At 50.6% G+C, this 21,286-nt stretch carries 18 protein-coding genes and 4 pseudogenes; 12 read left to right on the forward strand and 10 right to left on the reverse strand.

The genetic code is table 11. The features are described from left to right. Window positions 1–205 precede the first annotated feature (205 nt). From ACLJQJ_RS20125 to ACLJQJ_RS20135, 3 genes and pseudogenes are all read right to left on the reverse strand, one after another. A pseudogene (locus ACLJQJ_RS20125) lies at window positions 206–454 on the reverse strand (IS481 family transposase); the annotation flags it as partial. 214 nt (window positions 455–668) lie between these two features. Further along, window positions 669–1,160 carry a GNAT family N-acetyltransferase gene (locus tag ACLJQJ_RS20130; RefSeq protein ID WP_063809015.1) on the reverse strand — a complete coding sequence of 164 codons (492 nt, stop codon included), beginning with the start codon at window positions 1,158–1,160 and terminating at the stop codon, window positions 669–671. Then, window positions 1,157–1,450, reverse strand: a complete 294-nt coding sequence (locus tag ACLJQJ_RS20135; RefSeq protein WP_001110453.1) for a DUF1778 domain-containing protein — start codon at window positions 1,448–1,450, stop codon at window positions 1,157–1,159. Before ACLJQJ_RS20135 ends, ACLJQJ_RS20130 begins: the two co-directional genes overlap by 4 nt. A 317-nt stretch (window positions 1,451–1,767) precedes the next feature. Between ACLJQJ_RS20135 and ACLJQJ_RS20140 the strand changes: the two are divergent. The 6 genes and pseudogenes from ACLJQJ_RS20140 to ACLJQJ_RS20165 form a co-directional block, all read left to right on the forward strand. After that, window positions 1,768–1,990: pseudogene (locus ACLJQJ_RS20140) on the forward strand (hypothetical protein). A 265-nt stretch (window positions 1,991–2,255) separates the two neighbouring features. After that, window positions 2,256–3,131 (forward strand): AraC family transcriptional regulator, encoded by an 876-nt coding sequence (locus ACLJQJ_RS20145; protein ID WP_000921674.1) that lies wholly within the window; start codon window positions 2,256–2,258, stop codon window positions 3,129–3,131. Beyond that, a complete protein-coding gene (rtsB, locus tag ACLJQJ_RS20150) occupies window positions 3,128–3,415 on the forward strand; it encodes a transcriptional regulator RtsB (RefSeq protein ID WP_001269916.1) in 288 nt (95 codons plus the stop codon). The genes ACLJQJ_RS20145 and rtsB overlap by 4 nt, the downstream gene beginning before the upstream one ends. 22 nt (window positions 3,416–3,437) lie before the next feature. After that, window positions 3,438–3,653 (forward strand): hypothetical protein, encoded by a 216-nt coding sequence (locus ACLJQJ_RS20155; RefSeq protein ID WP_001595136.1) that lies wholly within the window; start codon window positions 3,438–3,440, stop codon window positions 3,651–3,653. Window positions 3,654–3,660: 7 nt separating this feature from the next. Continuing rightward, window positions 3,661–3,804: pseudogene (locus ACLJQJ_RS20160) on the forward strand (hypothetical protein); the annotation flags it as partial. A gap of 120 nt (window positions 3,805–3,924) precedes the next feature. Further along, a pseudogene (locus ACLJQJ_RS20165) lies at window positions 3,925–4,050 on the forward strand (hypothetical protein); the annotation flags it as partial. A 293-nt stretch (window positions 4,051–4,343) separates the two neighbouring features. On the opposite strand, the gene ACLJQJ_RS20170 reads toward ACLJQJ_RS20165, so the two are convergent. Then, the gene (locus ACLJQJ_RS20170) at window positions 4,344–5,249 is read right to left on the reverse strand and encodes an SdiA-regulated domain-containing protein (RefSeq protein WP_001268200.1); all 906 of its coding nucleotides are present in this window, start codon (window positions 5,247–5,249) and stop codon (window positions 4,344–4,346) included. 303 nt (window positions 5,250–5,552) lie between these two features. Here ACLJQJ_RS20170 and ACLJQJ_RS20175 point away from each other — a divergent pair, with 303 nt between their 5' ends. Then, complete coding sequence (locus ACLJQJ_RS20175) at window positions 5,553–6,953, forward strand: DUF1996 domain-containing protein (RefSeq protein WP_063809019.1); 1,401 nt, start codon at window positions 5,553–5,555, stop codon at window positions 6,951–6,953. 84 nt (window positions 6,954–7,037) lie between these two features. Here ACLJQJ_RS20175 and ACLJQJ_RS20180 read toward each other — a convergent pair whose 3' ends face one another. The 4 genes from ACLJQJ_RS20180 to ACLJQJ_RS20195 all read right to left on the reverse strand — a co-directional run bounded on the left by ACLJQJ_RS20180 (window position 7,038) and on the right by ACLJQJ_RS20195 (window position 11,541). Further along, complete coding sequence (locus tag ACLJQJ_RS20180; protein ID WP_001524257.1) at window positions 7,038–7,631, reverse strand: molecular chaperone; 594 nt, start codon at window positions 7,629–7,631, stop codon at window positions 7,038–7,040. A gap of 74 nt (window positions 7,632–7,705) precedes the next feature. Further along, entirely contained in the window at window positions 7,706–8,479 is a 774-nt protein-coding gene (locus ACLJQJ_RS20185; protein ID WP_063809021.1) for a dimethyl sulfoxide reductase anchor subunit family protein, read from the reverse strand. Then, window positions 8,472–9,098 (reverse strand): DMSO/selenate family reductase complex B subunit, encoded by a 627-nt coding sequence (locus tag ACLJQJ_RS20190; RefSeq protein WP_000816143.1) that lies wholly within the window; start codon window positions 9,096–9,098, stop codon window positions 8,472–8,474. Before ACLJQJ_RS20190 ends, ACLJQJ_RS20185 begins: the two co-directional genes overlap by 8 nt. A 13-nt stretch (window positions 9,099–9,111) precedes the next feature. Beyond that, the gene (locus ACLJQJ_RS20195) at window positions 9,112–11,541 is read right to left on the reverse strand and encodes a DMSO/selenate family reductase complex A subunit (protein WP_063809023.1); all 2,430 of its coding nucleotides are present in this window, start codon (window positions 11,539–11,541) and stop codon (window positions 9,112–9,114) included. Window positions 11,542–11,896: 355 nt separating this feature from the next. Between ACLJQJ_RS20195 and ACLJQJ_RS20200 the strand changes: the two genes are divergently transcribed. From ACLJQJ_RS20200 to fumA, 5 genes are all read left to right on the forward strand, one after another. Continuing rightward, window positions 11,897–13,528 carry a sensor histidine kinase gene (locus tag ACLJQJ_RS20200; protein WP_063809025.1) on the forward strand — a complete coding sequence of 544 codons (1,632 nt, stop codon included), beginning with the start codon at window positions 11,897–11,899 and terminating at the stop codon, window positions 13,526–13,528. Continuing rightward, the gene (gene dcuR, locus ACLJQJ_RS20205) at window positions 13,525–14,244 is read left to right on the forward strand and encodes a two-component system response regulator DcuR (protein ID WP_000611307.1); all 720 of its coding nucleotides are present in this window, start codon (window positions 13,525–13,527) and stop codon (window positions 14,242–14,244) included. Before ACLJQJ_RS20200 ends, dcuR begins: the two co-directional genes overlap by 4 nt. A gap of 316 nt (window positions 14,245–14,560) precedes the next feature. After that, the gene (locus ACLJQJ_RS20210) at window positions 14,561–14,827 is read left to right on the forward strand and encodes a hypothetical protein (RefSeq protein ID WP_063809027.1); all 267 of its coding nucleotides are present in this window, start codon (window positions 14,561–14,563) and stop codon (window positions 14,825–14,827) included. 146 nt (window positions 14,828–14,973) lie between these two features. Next, window positions 14,974–16,314, forward strand: a complete 1,341-nt coding sequence (dcuB, locus tag ACLJQJ_RS20215) for an anaerobic C4-dicarboxylate transporter DcuB (protein ID WP_000899149.1) — start codon at window positions 14,974–14,976, stop codon at window positions 16,312–16,314. A gap of 95 nt (window positions 16,315–16,409) precedes the next feature. Beyond that, complete coding sequence (fumA, locus tag ACLJQJ_RS20220; RefSeq protein ID WP_000037205.1) at window positions 16,410–18,056, forward strand: class I fumarate hydratase FumA; 1,647 nt, start codon at window positions 16,410–16,412, stop codon at window positions 18,054–18,056. Window positions 18,057–18,153: 97 nt separating this feature from the next. Here the strand turns inward: fumA and melB are convergent, their stop codons facing one another. Both melB and melA read right to left on the reverse strand, forming a co-directional pair. Further along, the gene (gene melB / locus ACLJQJ_RS20225; protein ID WP_000028070.1) at window positions 18,154–19,584 is read right to left on the reverse strand and encodes a melibiose:sodium transporter MelB; all 1,431 of its coding nucleotides are present in this window, start codon (window positions 19,582–19,584) and stop codon (window positions 18,154–18,156) included. Window positions 19,585–19,667: 83 nt separating this feature from the next. After that, window positions 19,668–21,023: an alpha-galactosidase gene (gene melA / locus ACLJQJ_RS20230; RefSeq protein WP_001534541.1), complete on the reverse strand. Its 1,356-nt coding sequence runs from the start codon at window positions 21,021–21,023 to the stop codon at window positions 19,668–19,670. Window positions 21,024–21,286 lie beyond the last annotated feature (263 nt).

The following is a 21,286-nucleotide window of genomic DNA, read 5'->3' on the forward strand; positions in this document are numbered from 1 at the left end:
AGGGGAGATATAACACGGCTCCGATAACGGTCAGGTGCAGGACACAAAGTTGCGCAAACCAGCGGCCACCGGGCAGCAGACCTGACAGCATCATCACGCCCCCGGACGGGATATTGAGCAGCAGGACAGACATCGTCAGTCTGGCGGCAGCCATCATCTTCTGACATCCGATCGTCAAAAAGAACAGAACACACAGTCTGGCCGAGAATGTCTGCTGGTAAATACGCCCAACGCCTTTCAGGTTGCCAACATAGAATATGTCCTGTGACCCCAGATAACCGGGATGCGCCGTTTCGATTTCTCCACACGCCTCGTCGTCACTGGCTCTACGCTCCAGCGCTTTCAGGCGCTTTTTGAAGTTCTCAAGGTTATGGCGAAACCAAACAGAACGGACACCGCTTCCGGAGATAAAGACTCTCTGTTTACGTAACTCATTACTGGTTCTGTGCTGACCTCGCTGCTGCATAATAACAAGCGATAGCTCTTATAAGTAACGTAGGACCAGGGTGTGTTTCGTAACTATTTTTTGTACAACTTGACGCTGCATATCGACGAAAACCCACTTAATTTGATGGAAAATGTTCAAAACTGAATTCATTTTTTATTTCAGGGGCAATGTTCATCCGTAACTTGAAGTGTCTGTGAGGTTAAGGGATACGTTCTGGAGTTTAAACACTCTCCACCAAATCCCCCAACGTCACCATCAACATCATCGGATCCATCGGCGACGGTACAAACCCCACCTGCTGGTAAAATTCCCGCGCTTCATCCGACAGGGCGTGAACCAGCATCCCGCGAATGCCGATAGTCTCCGCCACCTGAATAACCCGCAGCCCTGCGTCGCGTACCAGCGCCCGACCAACGCCCTGCCCATGAAGCGATTTATCCACCGCCAGACGCCCCAATACCACAATCGGAATCGGGTCAGGCATATTGCGACGAAAGCGACCGGGGGCGGTATTCGTCGTGACCGCGCTGGACGCCAGCGAGTAATAGGCCAGTACGTTCGAATCGCTGCCACAACACACAAAGATACGGGACGCGCCAGTGGTCTGATTTTTCATCGCCCGCTGTTTCAGCCAGTTATCTATAGAATCCACACCGCAGCAAAACGGAGTAAGAATATGTCCGGCATGAAGCGGCTCAGGGGAGGAGATCATTTTTCCTGCTCCCACGGCGCAGGGGTCTGCATGGTTTTACGCAGTGCGGCATTAGGTGAAGGTGTTTGATCCAAACGAGCCAGAAATTCCTGATAAGCCTGTGGATCAGCCATAATGATGCGTTGTTCGATCAGCGCTTCCTCTGCGGCAGCACGGGCAGCTTCCAGCACAAAGTCAGTGCGGTTTTTCCCTCTGGCTTTCGCCGCCCGATCGATAAGATCGCGCTCAGCGGGCTTGATGCGCAGGTTCAGGGTTTCGCGTTTCATCGCCATACTGTTTGCGGCTGGCATAGTGTTGTCCTCTTGTACTTCTGTGGATATTAAGTATACAACACGCGTAACGCAGATGTCATTACGATAAATTTAGAAGGAATGGAACCGGAGTATCGAACCGAAAGGTTTTCTACTCATTTAGAGATTCAGGACCAGGCTGTGCGCTGGCATTCGCTGTGAGTGATTCCTCCTCGGGGCCGACGCAGCAAAAGATTCAATACTGCCGCGCCAAAACACGCAACATTATACAATCCAGAAAGCATAAACCTAACGGATACGCACAGTCAGAACCTCAATAACGTGTTACACCGTTTTTCATAAAGCCAACCATACGATTGAATGCTTCCCCTCCCCCTCAAACTTCCGGATATCGCTACGCCATCTACCCGCCGCCGTATATATTTACCGCGTTGTATGCCTTTCCTGGCCGAGAGCGTTAATATTTACCTCCAGGATAAACCTTATCACAAATTAACATCAGATCTTATACCTCATGCTAACTACCTCCATGAAATTAAAGAGCTATTCTCTAAAAGATTAAAGGCAATTATTACTTAATTCAAATTTTAAAGAGATAATTTGATAATAACATGAGCCAATTCTTGTAAATTTCCATCTTTTTTTTATACGCGACATAGTTTTTTAACGATACTATAATATGTAGAAATGCAATATAAAATAGCATTTTCCATAGAAAATGAAAAGATCGCCACCTGATACCTTAAGTTCGCAAATAATTATATAGCTATATATTAGTTTTCTTTTGAAATATTTTTCAGAATAATTTTTGATTTACACGCACATTTAATAAAAGGAAATTATCATGCTAAAAGTATTTAATCCCTCACCTGTCCAGGTGGGGAGCATTGAATGTTTACAATCAGCACAAAACTGGCAGAGGAAATCCTTATCACTTCAGGGATTAAATTTACTGCAGTCCGTACTCATCAAGCTCACCACGGGTAAAATTTCAATTACGACATCGTCCGGGGAGTATATTACGGCATCAGGGCCAATGTTAATATTTTTAGCTAAAGATCAAACTATTCATATCACTATGGAAGAGACTCATGAACAGTTAAATTATAATTTAATTGAATTAGATTCTGCGTCAATAAAAAATGCTTATAATTTTTTTCTGTATGAACATGCAGACTTTTCGGCCCCATTAACAAAACCGACGACAAAACATCTGTTAGCGCCAATAGAAACAGGCGTAGCAAGAGTATTCAACCTTTTACACTCTTCAAATAAAAGCCAGAAATTATCCCAAGATAAAAAGGAATATTTAATAAGATTTCTACTTTCAGAGTTCATCTATGAACCTGAAGCATTTGCCCTCTTTAGAGAACTATCGCAAAATACATTAGCCGAAAATATCTATAATATTATTATAAGCGACATAAGTCGAAAATGGGCGCTCAAGGATATTTCTGACTCACTCTATATGAGTTGTTCCACATTAAAAAGGAAATTGAAACAAGAGCACACCTCATTCAGCGAAGTTTACCTTAATGCGCGAATGAATAAAGCGACAAAACTTCTACGCAATAGTGAATATAATATTACTCGCGTGGCTTATATGTGTGGTTATGATAGTGCTTCTTATTTTACATGCGTTTTTAAAAAACATTTCAAAACTACACCATCGGAATTTTTAGCGTTTTTATCTTCCTCTCGTCATCAATATGTTAATTGAGATATCTGACAATGCAGTATAAGAACAAAGCAAAACATATTAATATAAGAGATGGGATTCTGTTGCTCGCTAAAAAATTCGACCTAACATTGAGCGAAAAAAAAGTTATTTATTACGTGGCAGCAGGATTATCTGTTAAAAGTTGCTCAAATTTATTAGATCGAAATATAAAAACGATTTCAACACAAAAGAGATCGGCCTATAAAAAAATGGATATTACTACTGATGTTGAATTAATCCATTTGATGCTGAATGAGTTTTACATATCAGTCGATATTACGTAATTTTTCCTAAAATGTTGGTAGAGTGGTAGGCAAGGCAACTCTGGATATCATCTTCAGAGATCGTTCCGCAAACGCTATGGATAATTCTTCGCTGTCTATCGGCTGGCTGACGATAGACTCTACACCGCCAGTACGTTCCATGGAGGATAATAGTGATATCGGCGCCGGAGGCGATAATATCACTAACATCAATACACCGACCTTTATCGGGTCGCTTAGAAGCTCACGCAACAATTAAGCTGACTATGGATACACAACCGTCCGCCGAACCAACGTTGGGATCGACTGTTAGCAGTCTGGATAACACCGTCACCCTTAAGGGAGTCGTGGAGGCGCATCAGGATATTCAGGTGAAGGTCACGGTCAACGATACGGACTACACCGCCAGTATCGATAACGATATCAGTAACTGGCATGTTTCTGTTCCGCAATCCGCTATTCTGTCGGGGGGGGAGAATCAGTACATCATTACGGCCACCGATCCCGCCGGGAATAGCGCCACCGCCAATGGAACATTTACAGGCACATCGCCGACGTAAAACCCGGTTAACAAGAGTTCCGGCGTAGATGAAATGATTTCGCTTAGCGAGGCGACATGGCATTCGGTAAGTGTTGATGAAGAATATTATGCCTGATAACTAAACATCACCCTGCGAGGCCTCTTCGGAGGCCTCCTGAAAAAACAGAATAATATTTATTGTCTGTTAATTATTACAGAGAGAGTTAATTTATAAAAAAAAGCGGCAGACTACGCTGCCGCAAATATGAGGAGGACAATTACCGTTACGCTACACCACAAAGTAATCCGTTACTGAGGTAAGTAAAACATAAATATCCCCAACAATGAATCAACGAATCAAGCAATCGTCAAATCATGGTATTAATAACCTTGTTCTGTTTTAGCATACTGTGACAGTAAAAATAGATTTTAGTCATTCTGTATATCACACGAAAATTTATAAAACAGATTTGGTTCACTCACAATATACAAATTATTTTCATTATCCATGGCTATCCCTTCTGGTTGGGGGATATCGTCTCTGAGCCCTGACCACTCCGCCGTCAGGAACAATCGATCGCGCACCCGCCACTCGGAACTGACTTCCAGAATCATTTTTGACTCGTCCGACAACACCAGCAGCGAATCCGTTGGGGCATGGTATTCAAGTCCGGAGACATCGCTCACACTTGCAGTGATGGCAGAAGGCAACGCTCTGGTGATACCATTTTTGCTCATCTCTACTTCTTTGATCATTATGGGTTTTCTTTCTTTTGCGGCATATAATCTCTCATTTTTCGCATCCCATGCCGTACCTTCCAGCCCTTTATTTTTTGCTTTGTCATAGCCCTCAAGCTTCACCATGGAGATTATCTGCATGGTGCCGCGCTGAATATCCACCTGTGTTTTATAGACCGCGCCATCTTTCTCACTGCCTATCTGGAACTGGTTGCCCCCACTCCATGCAATAGACTCCGGGTCGTGGATGCCCTGCAGCGGCATCCGCCCTACCAGCTGCCCTTCTGTCGTTAACCAGACCAGTTCAGGGGGATTATTAATAACGGCGAAAAGCATCCTGTCTTCGGCGGAGTAGGTCAAACCTGAAAGGTTACTCTTAACTCCTGCGACTGGTTTTTGCTGAATAACCGCTTTATAGCTACTCAGTGCTAGCGCCGAGGGTTTATCACCATATTTGAGGATCAGTTGATAAACATAGCGTATATCGTCCCTGACCATAAATAAAATCACGCCCAAGAGTACAACCACAATAACGCGTTTTAGTAATCTCATAAAAAATCCATAGCAGATCGCGTCACGACTGATGTCGTAACGCATTTCTTAAAAATAAAGCCGATGTCCGATAGAATCGTTATTCGGTTATGGCGAGCGCCATTAGCATAGGCAAAATGAAATAGTGAGGGTTATCACAAAAAGCCCGATTTTAATCACTAACGTACCCTTTTTGTAAATTGACATAATCAAGAGGAGGGTAGTTTCGGCTAATTATTTAAATAGTACGTCTGCAAATTCGCCCCTGTATGCAGGGCAAATGACAAAAAGTGATAATTAATGAGATGTAACACCGCAATCTGATCTGCTATTGCTGCTCCCACTTCTATTCAACCGGGCAGCAAAAAAATGAAACTCAACCTTATTACCGTCAGCCTGGCTACGCTCGTTGCCGCTGGCGCATTCCCGGCCCATGCCGGTCCTCAGGCGCATGTCGTGTGCGGCTATCACCACACGCTGGGCGATGACGCGATTATGATGTTTGGTAAATCGAATCAGGCGATGTGGCATGACTTTTTTGGCAACACCCACACCGACGCGGTCTCTACCTACCAGACGTTGCGCGCGCAACCCGATACCACCTGTGATAATAAAGCCGACAGCTCCGCTTACTGGGCGCCGTCCATGAAATTACCTGATGGTGAAATCGTAAATCCGGCCTACCAAAAGACCTATTATCAATCCACAAATGTAGCGCAATATCCGCTCCATCCATTCCCGGCCGGGCTGGAGTTACTGGCAGGCGATCATCACGGTACTGGCCCCAGTTCCGCAATCACCTTTTTATGTGCCAACGGCAAAGGTTACACCAACAAGGTAGGCGAAATATGCGGCCTGCGTAAAGCGGGCGATGCCGTCCAGTTTAATATCGGGATCGCTTTCCCCAACTGTTGGGATGGCGTCAACCTGAAACCAACCCATAGCCACAATAACGCTATCTATGCCGACCACGGGAAATGTTCCGCAGACTATCCGGTAAAAATCCCGACGGTTAATATGAACATCGCCTGGATACTCCCGCAGATCTCCTCGCTGGATACGTCTAAAGTGGAATTGTCGATGGACCCGGTAATGCATGGCGAAACCCGGGAAGAGCGCTGGGGAAGTCTTTATACCGCCCATGCCGATTTTATGAATGGCTGGACGGAAGATGGCGCGCAGTTTATGACGGATCTGTGTATGAATCAGGGACTGGATTGCGGCACTACGGTTCCTTACGCCTACAGTAAAGCGGAAGAAAATACCTGGGTAAGCAGCGAAGACGACAAGCCTCATGCCAGCGTCGATACCTTGTACGTACAGGATGACTGGACAAATGGCGGACGCACGCAGCACCCGGAAACGCTCACGCTGGTGAAATTTAAGATCCCGCCCCTGCCTGCCAATATGGACGCTTCGCTATTCAAATACCGTATTCGCCTTTTTGGCGGCAAAACGGAAACGAACGGCGCCGATCAAATTTTCTTTTACCCGACCAGCAGTGACTGGCACGTCAGTACCGTGTCCTGGAACAATAAACCGGCGATCAACTACCGTTCCGATGCCGTGTTATATCTGGACCATTCACATGAGTATCGCATGGTTGATGTCGATAAAGCGGTGCGCAAAGCGCTGGCGGAAGGGAAAACGGAAATATCCTGGTATATCGGCGGCGACCGTCAGGGAAATCACTACGACTTCACGCCAGCGGACTCAAAACAGAGCCTGGTGCTGATGCTGACCGGTTTCAAAAAGACGCCGGAGCTGTAATAGTAAACTGTGCCCGCTGACGCAACAGCGGGCACGATGGCGGCACAAGCATTATGTGCACGCCATCAAAACCTGACCAATACCTCAGAAAAACAACCGTTTATTCTCAGGCTGTAGTCCCTGTTGCTGCTGAACATCCTGCAGATAACAGGTCGCTACGACGGCAAGCCGGGCATAGAAGGCGCTAACGGTATTGCGTTGCAGCAATTCCAGATAGCGGAATCCCCAGGGCAGCAGATGCGCCTCCAGTAACCGGTTGGCCGCCACGTTGTCGCCTCGTGCCAGCAGATCGCTACAGGCTAATAGCATCAGGCCAAACTGATCTTCCGGCTCGCGTTCACGGTCAGTGAATACCATTCCCTGCGACTGTAAAAAAGCTCGATAATCGGCGGTGGTTTCCCCCATCAGCAAATTATCTTTTTCCAGATAGACCGATCCCCAGGGCGGGACGGGCATCTTTCCCTGGCCTTCAAACAACACGGAAAATTGCCATGTAAGCGCATCATCATCCGGTAGCGACCATGACGCACACAGTGATTCAATAGGTCCGCGATCGCGCCAGGGGTAAAGCTCAGGCAACGTTGGCAAACAATCGAACAACGCTTTCACCTCCGGCCTCTCAGGGGAGTAGTAAAACAGTGCGCCGAGGATACGCGGCAAAACAGCACGGGAAGGCATAGCAATAGCTCCTGAAATATTTCGCCTGATGACGCTACGCTGATCAGGCTTACATGGCACAAGCCGGGCAAAAACTACATTGGCAGCGTCCACAGATTGTAAAACGCAATCCTACCCGCCAACTCCGCCGCGATAACCACCACAGCCGTCATGGCCAGCACCGTAGCGCTCGATTTCAGGCGCGCGCAGACCACCACCCCGACCACACCCGCCGCCAGCAATATCGCCTGGGCGGTAAACCAGCTATGTTGCGCAGCGGTCAGAGCGCTATCGGCGCTCATCAGCGTCGCCATATAGCCCGGGCGCAGACAAAAGCTCACCAAAATCGCCAATACGCTGACCAGTAGCCCCAGACGGCGCACGCCAAACAATGCCGCCAACGCGCCGCCGCCAATCAACGGCGTCAATATCATCATTGCCGTGGTGTAAGATGAACGCCAGGTCGCCACCGTCGGCAGTTGGTAAATCTGCGGAACGGCGTATAAGAAGACTACTCCGACTATCGCCGCCAACCAGACCAACGCGTTACACAGCGGCGTCGCCCGGTTCAGCAACAAACCGAGCGCCCCCAGCCCGCCGAGCGTCGCAAAAGCCGCCGACAAGACAATCTCGTTACTCATCGGCGAATGTCCGACGCGCAGCAGCATATTCAGCGCACGCAGCGGTTGCCCGACGTGGAAGGTGCCGACAATGACGCCCAGCCCAAACAGGCACATCACCGAGAACAGACCAATAGCCTTGCGCCGCGGCGCGACCAGCCCCATTGCGCCGCCAATCAGCAGCAGAATAAACGCGCCGACCGCGCTCTGGGTAAAGACCGTAAAAAAGACCAGCGGTAACTCATGCATGGCGCACCTCCCGAATGTTCATGATTGCGCCTTCCGTATCGCCCGTGGGTCTCGCTTTCGGATGCGGTTTAATAATGAGGTTAGGATGGGTGAACGACGCTGAAGGCAGCGGCGCGATTTGATTCTCCGTGCCATATTTTGCCCGTAATTCATCGACAGGGCCGAAATCCAGCGCTCGCTGCGGGCAAGAATCCACACAGATAGGGCGCAGATTGTTCTCCAGTCGGTCAAGGCAACCGTCGCATTTACGCATCACGTTTGCTTGCGTATCAAACTGCGGCGCGCCGTAGGGGCAGCGCATTTCACAATAGCGACAGCCGACGCATACGCTGTCATCCACCACGACCAGACCATCTTCTTTGCGTTTATGCATCGCCCCGGTTGGACAGCCGGAGACACATACCGGCTCATCGCAATGGTTACAAGCAATAGAGAGGTAGTAGGTAAAGGTGTCGTGATGCCAGCTTTCCCCCTCTTTCACCCAGCTTCCGCCGCCATATTCATAGACGCGGCGCAGTTTCGGACCGACATCCAGATCTTTATTATCCTTGCAGCTTACCTGGCAGGTTTTACAGCCTGAACAGCGCGAGGAGTCAACATAAAAGCCATACTGTTTCATCGTACATCACTCCTTAAGCGCGTTTAATTTCAACCAGATTGGTATGCTGCGGATTGCCTTTCGCCAGCGGCGAAGGATGGTGGCTGGTCAGCGTATTGATACAGCCGCCGACATCAACGCCGTTGCCGTCAAGCCGCGTCCACGCGCCCTGCGGCATCGCCGCCACGCCGGGTAAAATGCGCTGGGTCACTTTACAGGGAAGCTCCACCACGCCGCGGTCATTGAATACATGCACCCGATCGCCGGACTTCAGTTGGCGGGCGCTGGCGTCAATCGGGTTAATCCAGACTTCATCCGGCACCGCCTCATGCAGCATCAGCACATTGCTGTAGGTAGAGTGGGTATGCCCTTTGGTATGGAAGCCGCTTAACTGCAACGGATACTTCGCCGTCAGCGCTTTGTTAAGGTGCGACTCTTTCGCCGGACAAAATTCCGGCAATGCGGGAATTCGCTCGCCTTCTGGCAACGTCCACGTTTGCGCCAGATCCGCCAGCGCCTGGGAGTAAATTTCAATTTTGCCCGACGGCGTGGAGAGTGGATTAGCCTCGGCGTCGGCGCGGAAATCGGCAAACGCAAGGCTCTGCTGCTCGGTAGCGATACGCTGGTCAATCACGCCCATCTCTTTCGCCACGCTCCACTCCGGCAGGTATGGACGTTTTTCACGGATCTGCTGATAGTGCATCTCCGCCCACTGCGCCTGAGTTCGGCCCTCGGTATATTGCTCGCGCAGTCCAAGATGCCCGGCGATATCCGCGCAGATGTCATACGTGCTGCGCACTTCCCACATCGGTTTAACGGTTTTCTGAATCGCAATCATATAGTTATGCGATCCCGCCGCATAGGAGCTGTCCACCAGGTCTTCCGCCTCAAGATAGCTGGTCTCTGGCAAAAGCAGGTCCGCATACATCGCGCTGGGCGTCATATGGTTTTCAATCACGATAATGGTTTCACACAGCGATTCATCCGCGAGAATTTGACGGGTGCGGTTTGTTTCGCCGTGCTGATTCAGCAAAGTATTACCGGCCTGGTTGAAAAACAGCTTAATCCCGGTTTTTAGCCTGTCCGCGCCTTTTACGCCCATTGTCGTCGCGGTCATTTTCTCCGGATGCTGAATGGCGTCCGTCCACAGATAGCAAGGAATAGAGGTTGTGATCGGATTCTTACCGACGGGCAACAATGGCACGCCATACGGCGTACCGTAAGGCCAGTTGCCATTATTGGTGCCGGGCCGCCCGAAGTGGCCTGTTAACGCTGGCAGCGTCTGAATAGCACGCACGGTTTGCTCGCCGTTGGCATGACGCTGCGGCCCCCAGCCCTGGCAAATATAGCAGGCGCGCGCCGAGGCGATTTCGCGCGCCAGTTGGCGAATACGCGTTGCCGGAATACCGGTGATATCCGCCGCCCATTCCGGGGTTTTCGCGATACCGTCATCGCCCGTGCCAAGAACATAATCTTTATAGCTGGCGTTAGGCGCAGCCGTGTCCGGCAATGTGCTACGGTCATAGCCGACGCAATAGCGGTTTACCAGCGCCTCGTCGAGAAGCTGTTCGGTAATCAGCGTATGCGCTATGCCGGCGACTAACGCAGCGTCCGTGGTTGGGCGAATCGGTAGCCATTCGGCGTGTTCGGTAATCACCGAATCGGTATAGCGCGGATCGATAATAATGACCCGGGCTTTCGAGGTCTCCAGCGCCCGGCGCAGCTCTTCAACCTGACCGCCGCCGGACATCCGCGTTTCTGAGAGATTCAGGCCAAATAGCACCACCAGATCGGAATGCGCGATCTGCGTAAAATGGCTACCGACATAATCACCGTGGGTATAAGGCGTGGCGGTGGCGATTTGCGCCGTGGAATAGGTGTTGTGATAATTTAAATAACCGCCGGTGAGATTTAGTAATCTTATCCAGGCGGGTCTACCCTGCGTGTGATAATACGCGCCGGATTGATAATTATAATAAATAGCTTCCCGGCCATATTTTTCGCTAACGCGCGTTAATTCCGCCGCAATAAAGGCCGTGGCCTCATCCCATGAAATACGTTTAAATTTTCCTTCGCCGCGTTTTCCCACTCTTTTCATCGGATACTTAATGCGATCCGGGCTATAGACCCGCCAGCGACTGGAACGCCCGCGCAGGCAGGGACGAATCTGATGCTCGCCGAATACCGCGTCATCTTTCGCGTCTTCCGGTTCAATACGCACAATGCGATCATTTTTCACGATAACCTTAAGCGGGCATCGGCTGCCACAGTTGACCAGACAGGCGCTGTGCCTGACGGTTTCGCCGTTGGCATCCTTCGGTATCGGGGTATCCTGCGCCCGGGCAGTGGTAGCAAAAGGCAGCGTAATCGCCTGGCTTAGCGTCACCGCCGCCCCTACTTTTGCGGTAGCGACAATAGCATCACGTCGGGTTATGGTTGTGTTCAGCCATTTTTTTATTTCCATTTTTTATTTCTCACATTGCTTCCATAATTATTAATAATATGTAATGAAAACTAATCATAATAGATTAAATATTTGTGCTGATTGATTGTGATCAAACGCATTCTGAACGTCAGTAAAAATAAAATGTGATACCGCATACGTTATTATAAAAATTAATGAAAAATTATTTTATGTAATTCTGATGAAAATAAATTACCCATCACGGTATCCGGCGATATTAATTAACGACATGAGCAGGTAGCGCGCCCTGCAAGACCAGACGGGCTTTTCAACACTGGAGCAACATCGCCTATGCCTTTGAATTAGACGCCTCATCAGGGATAATAACCTTACGATTCGTCCGCTCAGGTCCACTATGAAACACTCCCTGCCATGCCGGGCGTTACGCAAACGCCCCATGAAACTCGGCACTACCGTCATTCTGATGGTCAGTGCCGTTTTGTTTTCGGTGCTCGTTGTGGTCCATCTGATCTATTTTTCGCAAATCAGCAGCATGACGCGCGACGCGCTGGCAGATAAAGCGCTGGCGGTGGCTCGCTCGCTGGCGGACTCTCCGGCAATTCGCGAGGGGCTGAAAAAACCGCCTGCGGAAAGCGGCATTCAGCCGCTCGCCGAAGCGGTGAGCCAGCATAATGGCTTTTTGTTTATTGTGGTGACCAATATGCAGGGCATCCGTTATTCGCACCCAGAAACGCAGCGAATCGGCCAACCGTTCAAAGGCGATGATATTCTGCTCGCGCTGCAGGGAAAGGAAAACGTTGCCATTAATCGCGGCTTTCTTGCCAAAGCGCTGCGCGTTTTCACACCGGTTTATGATGAACGTCACCGGCAGATCGGCGTGGTAGCGATTGGCCTGGAACTCAGTCACGTTACGCAGCAGATCAACAATAGCCGCGGCAGTATTATCTGGTCCATTCTGTTCGGCGCTCTGGTGGGGTTATTAGGCACGTATGCGCTGGTCAAGGTGCTAAAACGTATCCTGTTTGGCCTCGAACCCTATGAGATCTCAACCCTGTTTGAACAACGCCAGGCAATGCTGCAGTCAATCAAAGAGGGCGTTATCGCCGTGGATGATAGCGGCGAAGTCACGTTAATTAACCATGCGGCGCAGGCGCTGCTCGATTATCGAAAAACGCAGGATGACGCCAGATTATCCACCCTGAGTCATGCCTGGTCGCAGGTGGTGGACATTAGCGAAGTGTTGCGTGACGGTATGCCGCGCCGCGATGAAGAGATCATCGTCAAAGGCCGCCTGCTGCTGGTGAATACCGTTCCGGTGCGCAGCAACGGCGAAATTATCGGCGCGATATCCACCTTCAGGGATAAAACAGAAGTTCGCCAACTGATGCAGCGGTTGGACGGGATGGTGAACTACGCGGATGCGCTCCGTGAACGATCCCACGAATTCATGAACAAATTACATGTGATTCTGGGATTATTGCACCTGAAGAGTTATAAGCAGCTTGAAGCGTATATTATCAAGACGGCCAATAACTATCAGGAAGAGATCGGTTTGCTGCTGGGTAAAATAAAGTCGCCGATTATCGCTGGCTTTTTGCTCAGTAAGATTACTCGCGCCTCTGATTTCGGGCACAGCCTGGTGATAAGCAGCGACAGCCAGTTACCGGATAATAACAATGAAGATCAGGTTACGGTGCTGATTACGGCGCTGGGTAATTTGATTGAAAACGCGCTGGAAGCGTTGAGCCAGGAATCCGGCGGCGAAATCAGCGTCTCGTTACACTACCGTCATGGCTGGCTGCATTGCGAAGTGAGCGATGACGGTCCGGGTATCGAACCTGAGCGCATCGAGGCGATTTTTGAAAAAGGCGTCTCGTCGAAAGGCGCCGAACGCGGCGTCGGTTTAGCGCTGGTTAAACAGCAGGTTGAAGCGCTTGGCGGCGTAATTTCCGTGGAGTCCGAACCTGGGATCTTCACACAATTTTTTGTACAGTTACCCTGGGATGGAAAAAGGACCAGCCTATGATCAATGTATTAATTGTCGATGACGATGCGATGGTCGCGGAGTTAAATCGCCGCTATGTCGCGCAAATCTCCGGTTTTCATTGTTGTGGAACCGCTTCGACGCTGGAAAAAGCGAAAGAGTTTATCTTCAACAGTGAAAATCACATTGACCTAATCCTGCTGGATATCTACATGCAGCAGGAAAACGGATTGGATCTGCTGCCTGTCCTGCACAGCGCAGGCTGCAAAAGCGACGTTATTGTCATTTCTTCTGCCGCTGACGCCGCCACCATTAAAGATTCACTTCACTACGGCGTGGTGGATTATCTGATCAAGCCTTTTCAGGCCACGCGCTTTGAAGAAGCGTTGACCGGCTGGCTACGTAAGAAAACGGCGATGGAAAAACGCCAGTATTACGAACAGTCTGAGCTTGACCTGCTCATTCACGGTAATTCATCCAGCGAGCAGGAGCCTCGTCGGCTACCAAAAGGGCTGACGCAGCAAACGCTACGCACCTTATGCCAGTGGATTGATGCGCATCAGGAGCAGGAATTTTCTACCGACGAGTTGGCCAACGAAGTGAATATCTCGCGCGTCTCCTGCCGTAAATATCTCATCTGGCTGGTGAATTGCCATATCTTGTTTACCAGTATTCATTACGGCGTGACCGGCAGGCCGGTTTACCGCTACCGCGTTCAGCCGGAACATTACTCTTTACTGAAACAATATTGTCAGTAAGGATACCGCATAAAGCCGACGCGAAGCGTTATATCCTGGTAACATTTATTATAACAATGCCAATAAAAACGCTATCACATTAATAACAAACCTGGGAAATTGTGTCAGATCAAATATACTCAACCCAGGCCTGTTAACGTTATTTTCTATTATTACAGCGCTCTGCGCTGTTTTTAATTTCAAAACGCTAACAAAAGTTAATTAAGTATTATCCCATGCCGAGAGTGTGTATTTTTATTAAAAAAGGGATTTGTCCGGAATTTTCCTGACACTTAAATAAAATTATGTTTGTAGCAATGGAGCTTGTGCTACGCCTATGGACAATACGTATATTGGTGAGCAGATACGCGTCTCCACACGCCATACTAATAATTTAAAAAAATGGCGTGACAATGATCACATAAGTCACATTCTGTTCGATTTATCTCGTGATTTACCTGATGGCGAGACACAAAAATTAAATAATAAACGCCTGTTTTTAAAACAGACAAATCATAATTTACTGATCTCGCTGGCTCCACCTGCCCATCGCCAGAGGGTGCTTCCCTCTGAACATCACCATCGCAAGAAAATAATTACTTAAAGCAACTCTGTAAAAAGCTTAATCGTTAATCGTCGCCACTGTCGCATTGAATATTCGCCATTTCCTGATGCTCATTCACACAAATCAGAAGATGGCTGTGATCCATTTATCAAAATTGACTGGGTTTATCGCGAGGATAAATAAAAATGTTATTTAGTATACAGCTTCTCATAATATTAATATGTCTGTTTTATGGCGCCCGAAAGGGCGGGATCGCGCTCGGGTTGTTGGGCGGTATTGGTCTGGTCATTCTGGTGTTTGTTTTCCATCTCCAGCCAGGTAAACCGCCCGTTGACGTAATGCTGGTCATTATCGCGGTAGTCGCCGCGTCGGCAACGTTGCAGGCGTCAGGCGGGCTGGATGTGATGCTGCAGATTGCCGAAAAGCTGCTGCGTCGCAACCCCAAATACGTCTCTATTGTGGCGCCGTTCGTCACCTGTACCCTGACGATTCTGTGTGGGACAGGCCACGTGGTCTACACCATTTTGCCGATTATCTATGACGTGGCGATCAAGAATAATATCCGTCCGGAACGTCCAATGGCGGCCAGTTCTATCGGCGCGCAAATGGGCATCATCGCCAGTCCGGTTTCCGTCGCCGTGGTTTCTCTGGTAGCGATGCTGGGCAACGTGACATTTGACGGAAAACATCTGGAGTTCCTCGATCTGCTGTCGATCACCATCCCGTCTACCCTGCTCGGTATCCTGGCAATCGGTATTTTTAGTTGGTTCCGCGGTAAAGATCTGGATAAAGACGAAGCGTTTCAGAAATTTATTTCCGTACCGGAAAACCGTCAGTACGTGTACGGCGATACCGCGACGCTGCTGGATAAAAAACTGCCGAAAAGCAACTGGCTGGCGATGTGGATCTTCCTGGCGGCGATTGCCGTGGTCGCTCTCCTGGGCGCGGACTCCGACTTACGTCCAACCTTCGGCGGCAAACCGTTGTCGATGGTGCTGGTCATTCAGATGTTTATGCTGCTGACCGGGGCGCTCATTATCATCCTGACCAAAACCAATCCTGCGTCTATCTCAAAAAACGAAGTTTTTCGTTCCGGTATGATTGCGATTGTCGCGGTATACGGGATCGCCTGGATGGCGGAAACCATGTTCGGCGCGCATATGTCGGAAATTCAGGGCGTGCTGGGCGAAATGGTCAAAGAGTATCCGTGGGCCTACGCCATCGTTCTGCTGCTGGTCTCCAAGTTTGTTAACTCCCAGGCAGCGGCGCTGGCGGCGATTGTTCCCGTCGCGCTGGCTATCGGTGTCGATCCGGCGTATATCGTGGCCTCTGCGCCGGCATGTTATGGCTACTATATCCTGCCGACCTACCCAAGCGATCTGGCGGCGATTCAGTTTGACCGTTCCGGCACAACCCGTATTGGCCGCTTCGTCATTAACCACAGCTTCATTCTGCCGGGTTTGATTGGCGTGAGCGTCTCCTGCGTCTTTGGCTGGATCTTTGCCGCAATGTACGGATTCCTGTAATGGCCGCGCGCGCTGCCCGGTTATGCGCGGCGCGCGACTTAGAGCCTGGCCCATGAGGCTCTTAATACATTTTCTTACTATTAGGCTGGAAGCACATGTCGAAAAAAGAGTTTATCTATCAGGCGCCTTTCCCGATGGGAGAGGACAAAACAGAGTATTATCTGCTCACCTCCGATTATGTCAGCGTCAGTGAATTCAACGGAGAATCTATCCTCAACGTTGAGCCGCAGGCGTTAACGTTGCTGGCTCAGCAGGCCTTCCATGATGCGTCTTTTATGCTCCGTCCTGAACACCAGCAGCAAGTCGCCGCCATTCTCAATGACCCCGAAGCCAGCGAAAACGACAAATATGTGGCGTTGCAATTCCTGAGAAACTCCGAAATCGCCGCCAAAGGCATTCTGCCGACCTGCCAGGATACCGGCACGGCGATTATCATGGGTAAAAAAGGCCAACGCGTCTGGACGGGAGGCGGCGATGAAGCCGCGCTCTCCAAAGGCGTGTTTAATACCTATATAGAAGATAACCTGCGCTACTCGCAGAACGCCCCGCTGGATATGTACAAAGAGGTCAATACCGGCAGCAACCTGCCAGCGCAAATCGATCTCTATGCCGTTGATGGCGACGAGTACAAGTTCCTTTGCGTGGCGAAAGGCGGCGGTTCAGCAAACAAAACGTATCTTTATCAGGAGACCAAAGCGCTGCTCACCCCAGGCAAGCTGAAAAACTTCCTCGTTGAGAAAATGCGCACGCTGGGCACCGCGGCCTGTCCGCCATACCATATCGCCTTTGTCATTGGCGGCACCTCGGCGGAAAGCACGCTGAAAACCGTTAAACTCGCCAGCACCCACTATTACGACGCGCTGCCGACGGAAGGTAACGAGCACGGCCAGGCATTCCGCGATCTCCACCTGGAACAGGAACTGCTGGAAGAAGCGCAAAAACTTGGCCTCGGCGCCCAGTTCGGCGGGAAATATTTCGCCCACGATATTCGCGTAATTCGCCTGCCGCGTCACGGCGCTTCCTGTCCGGTGGGGATGGGCGTCTCCTGCTCGGCCGACCGTAACATCAAAGCGAAAATCAACCGCGAAGGCATCTGGATCGAAAAACTGGAACACAATCCGGGCCAGTATATTCCGCCAGCGCTGCGTCAGGCGGGCGAAGGCGACGCGGTGAAAGTCGATCTCAACCGTCCGATGAAAGAGATCCTCGCCCAGCTATCGCAGTACCCGGTCTCGACTCGCCTGTCGCTGACGGGCACCATTATCGTAGGTCGCGATATCGCCCACGCGAAGCTAAAAGAGCGTATTGAATCCGGCGAAGACCTGCCGCAGTATATTAAAGACCATCCCATCTATTACGCAGGTCCGGCAAAAACCCCGGCAGGTTATCCATCTGGTTCATTAGGCCCCACCACCGCAGGCCGAATGGACTCTTATGTCGATCTACTGCAATCCCACGGCGGCAGTATGATCATGCTGGCGAAAGGCAACCGTAGTCAGCAGGTCACGGATGCCTGTAAAAAACACGGCGGCTTTTATTTGGGCAGTATCGGCGGCCCGGCGGCGGTACTGGCACAGCAGAGCATTAAGCATCTGGAGTGCGTCGAGTATCCGGAACTCGGCATGGAAGCTATCTGGAAAATTGAAGTAGAAGATTTCCCGGCCTTTATCCTGGTGGATGACAAAGGCAACGATTTCTTCCAGCAGATTGTCAGCAAACAGTGCGCTAACTGCGCGAAATAACCTGGCAGGCCCGGTGTTCTCCCGGGCCGCGTTATCGGTTAATTGCCGGATGGCGCTACGCTTATCCGGCTTATCCGGCCTGCACGAGAGACCATGCTCACGCTTTTACATCGCTGGTCGCTACCACAGAAATCGCCGGGCTATCCGGCTGTTCGACGAATGGCGGCGTTTTCCGGTATTTATCCAGCAGGTGGATCTGAATCTTGCGCAGCATGTCGCCGTTCAAACGGTAGTAGCGGAAGTAGAGAACCAACGTCATCATGAAAAACAGTACCGGCAGGACAATCATAATAAACTGCATCCCCTGCAGGGTTTGCGCAGACTGCGCCACGTTCGGCGTGTAGCCAATCAGCCCCAGCACCAGAGCGATAAAGAACGCCGCAAACGCCGAGCCGCCCTTCACGACCATCGTCTGTACGGAATAAGCGATACTCTCGCAGCGAATATTGAGCTTAAATTCCCCATAATCGACCGTATCCGCCACCATGATTACCTGAAGCACCCAAAAGAGCGCGGTCCCGATATTCAGGAAAATACCCGCCGCCACGATTAAAGCGGCATTATGGACATCCGCCAACGCCATCGCGAAGAGCCCTGCGCAACTCAGAACGGGCATCACGGAGGCGCCCGCCCACAATATCCGCCGCGATAACATTTTCACCAGCCGGGGGAAGACAATCAGCGTCAGCAGATTCGCCGCGCCAGCGTAAGAAAGGTAATAGGGAAAAAGATCGGCATCGCCAATCACATAGGTGAAGTAGTAGATCGCAAAGCCATTGATAATATTGGAGGCAATGTTATACGCCAGCGCCATTCCCAACAGGCAAGAGAGCTGATCGTTTTTGTATATCAATCCAACGATCGTTTTTAACGTCAGATGTGGGCGGCCCGCCGTTACACCGTTGTCGGAGGAGTACACCTCATGTACGTTGCGTAATGTCACGATAGTCGAGGCGATAAAGAACGCAATCAGCACCAGCGTAAACATCTGAAAGCCGAACCCACGATCCGCCCCGCCAACATAGTTCACAAACGGCAGCGTTATACCGGCAGTGACGAAGCCAGCCAGACTGGCGAAGAAACGCGGGAACGGCACCAGTTGTTCGCGTTCTCGCTTATCAAGCGTAATGGTCGGCACCAGCGACCAAAATGGGATATCCATAATGGTATACGTCATGCCCCACAGGATGTAAGTTACGCAGACAAATACAACCTGCGCGGTTCCCTCAAAAAGATGGGCGCTGAACAGCAGGAAAAGCACCAGCGAATTGGTTAAGGTGCCGATCAATATCCACGGCTTAAATTTCCCCCACCGCGAACGCGTGGCGTTGACAATCCAGCCCATGATGGGATCGTTTATCGCATCCCAGATTCGCGCGACCAGAAAAAGGGTGCCGACGAGGCCGACCGAGAGTCCCACCACATCGGTGTAGTAATACATCAGGTACATATACACAATGCCGATGGCGAAATCCTTACCAAACGCACCGAACCCGTAACTCAGCTTTGTTGTCAGAGAGATGCTCATAGGGTACCGGGTCGCTGTTACCAGCGCCCGCCTTCTGTTAGTAGAGGTTAAACGCCGGATCTGCCGTCCAGCGCGGCTGGAGATTAACGGCGTAACCAGGCCGGAAGCCAGTCGCCATGCGCGGCGATCAGATCGTCAACCAACGCATAGATTTCTTCGATACCCAGCACCGCTGCGGTATGAGGGTCCATCATCGCCGCGTGATACACGCGATCGCGGTTTTCCGTGAGGATGGCTTCGGTCAACAGCGTTTGCACGTTGATGTTGGTCTGCATCATCGCCGCCAGATGAGAAGGGATCGTCCCCACCTTCGTCGGTTGAATGCCGTTGGCATCCACCAGACAAGCCACTTCCACGCAGCTTCCCTGCGGCAGGTTATCAATCAGCCCCTCATTACGCACATTGCCGTAAATCACGCTCGGCTCGCCGGTCCACAGAGCGTTCATAATGGTGCTGGCGTACTCGCGGGACGGTTTGATGTCGATACGCTCGGCGGTTTTATACTCCTCCAGCTCTTTATGCCAGTTCGCCAGTTGTTCTACGCAGCGTTTCGGATATTCATCCAGCGGCACCTTGTAGCGCGCAATCAGATCCTCGCGTCCCGGTTTAATAAACCACGGCGTGTACTCGGCAAAATGCTCTGATGACTCGGTGACGAAGTAGCCCAACTTTTTGAACATCTCGTAGCGCACAATGTTCTGGCAGCGTTCATTGCCGTGAATATTGGGCTTCGGCGCCTGTCCGGCGTCATAGGCTGCCAGCAATTCAGGATAGAGATCGACATAAGTCCCGTCAGCCGTTTTGCGCTCCAGTTCCAGGTAAAACGCCATGTGGTTAATGCCGGCGCAGCGGTAGCGCAGCGAGGCGGGATCGATATTCAGGTCGCGCGCCAGTTCTTCCGCCGTTCCCTGTACCGAATGGCACAGGCCGACCTGTTTGATATGCGGATAGCGGGCATACATCGCCCAGGTATTCATCGCCATCGGGTTGACGTAATTGAGCATGGTGGCCTTCGGACAGACTTCCATCATGTCTTCGCAAATCCGCCACAGATGCGGGATAGTCCGCAGCGCGCGCATAATGCCGCCCGGCCCCAGCGTATCGGCGATCGTCTGTTCCAGGCCATGACGCTTACAAACCTCAAAATCGGTCACGGTGCAGGGTTCATAGCCGCCAATCTGAAAGGCGACCACCACGAAATCCGCATCCTGTAGCGCCGCTTTCTGATGGGTATGGCAGGTAATCCGGCCTGAAGCGCCCGCGGAGTCCATCAGTTTCCGTACCACAATGTGCGACTCTTCCAGCCGGGTTTCGTCAATATCCATCAGGGCGACATGCGCTGACTTTAGCGCCTCGCGGTGAAACACATCGCCGAGGATATTTTTGACGAAAATCGTAGAACCTGCGCCGATAAAGGTAATTTTGGGTGCCGTCATCATGACTCTCCAGAACAGTAGTGAACACCTTCATGGTGGCACGCGTTCCCGGTGAAAACCTCCGTCTTCCCCGATGAGCATTCCCGAAAACTCAGATCGTATGCTGGCGCGCGGGAGATCTGAGTTTTTGGGACAAAATGGCGTAAAAAGCAGAGTATTCGGCCTGATAGTCAGGCTACGCTCTACAATATCGACGGATTCTGTGTCCGGATTCCCGGTTTCCTCCCGGCTAAAGGGGCATAATTCTGATAATTCAGGAAATGGAG

This window comes from Salmonella sp. SAL04202 (genome assembly GCF_046550775.1).
GTDB classification, from domain to species: Bacteria; Pseudomonadota; Gammaproteobacteria; order Enterobacterales; family Enterobacteriaceae; genus Salmonella; species Salmonella enterica.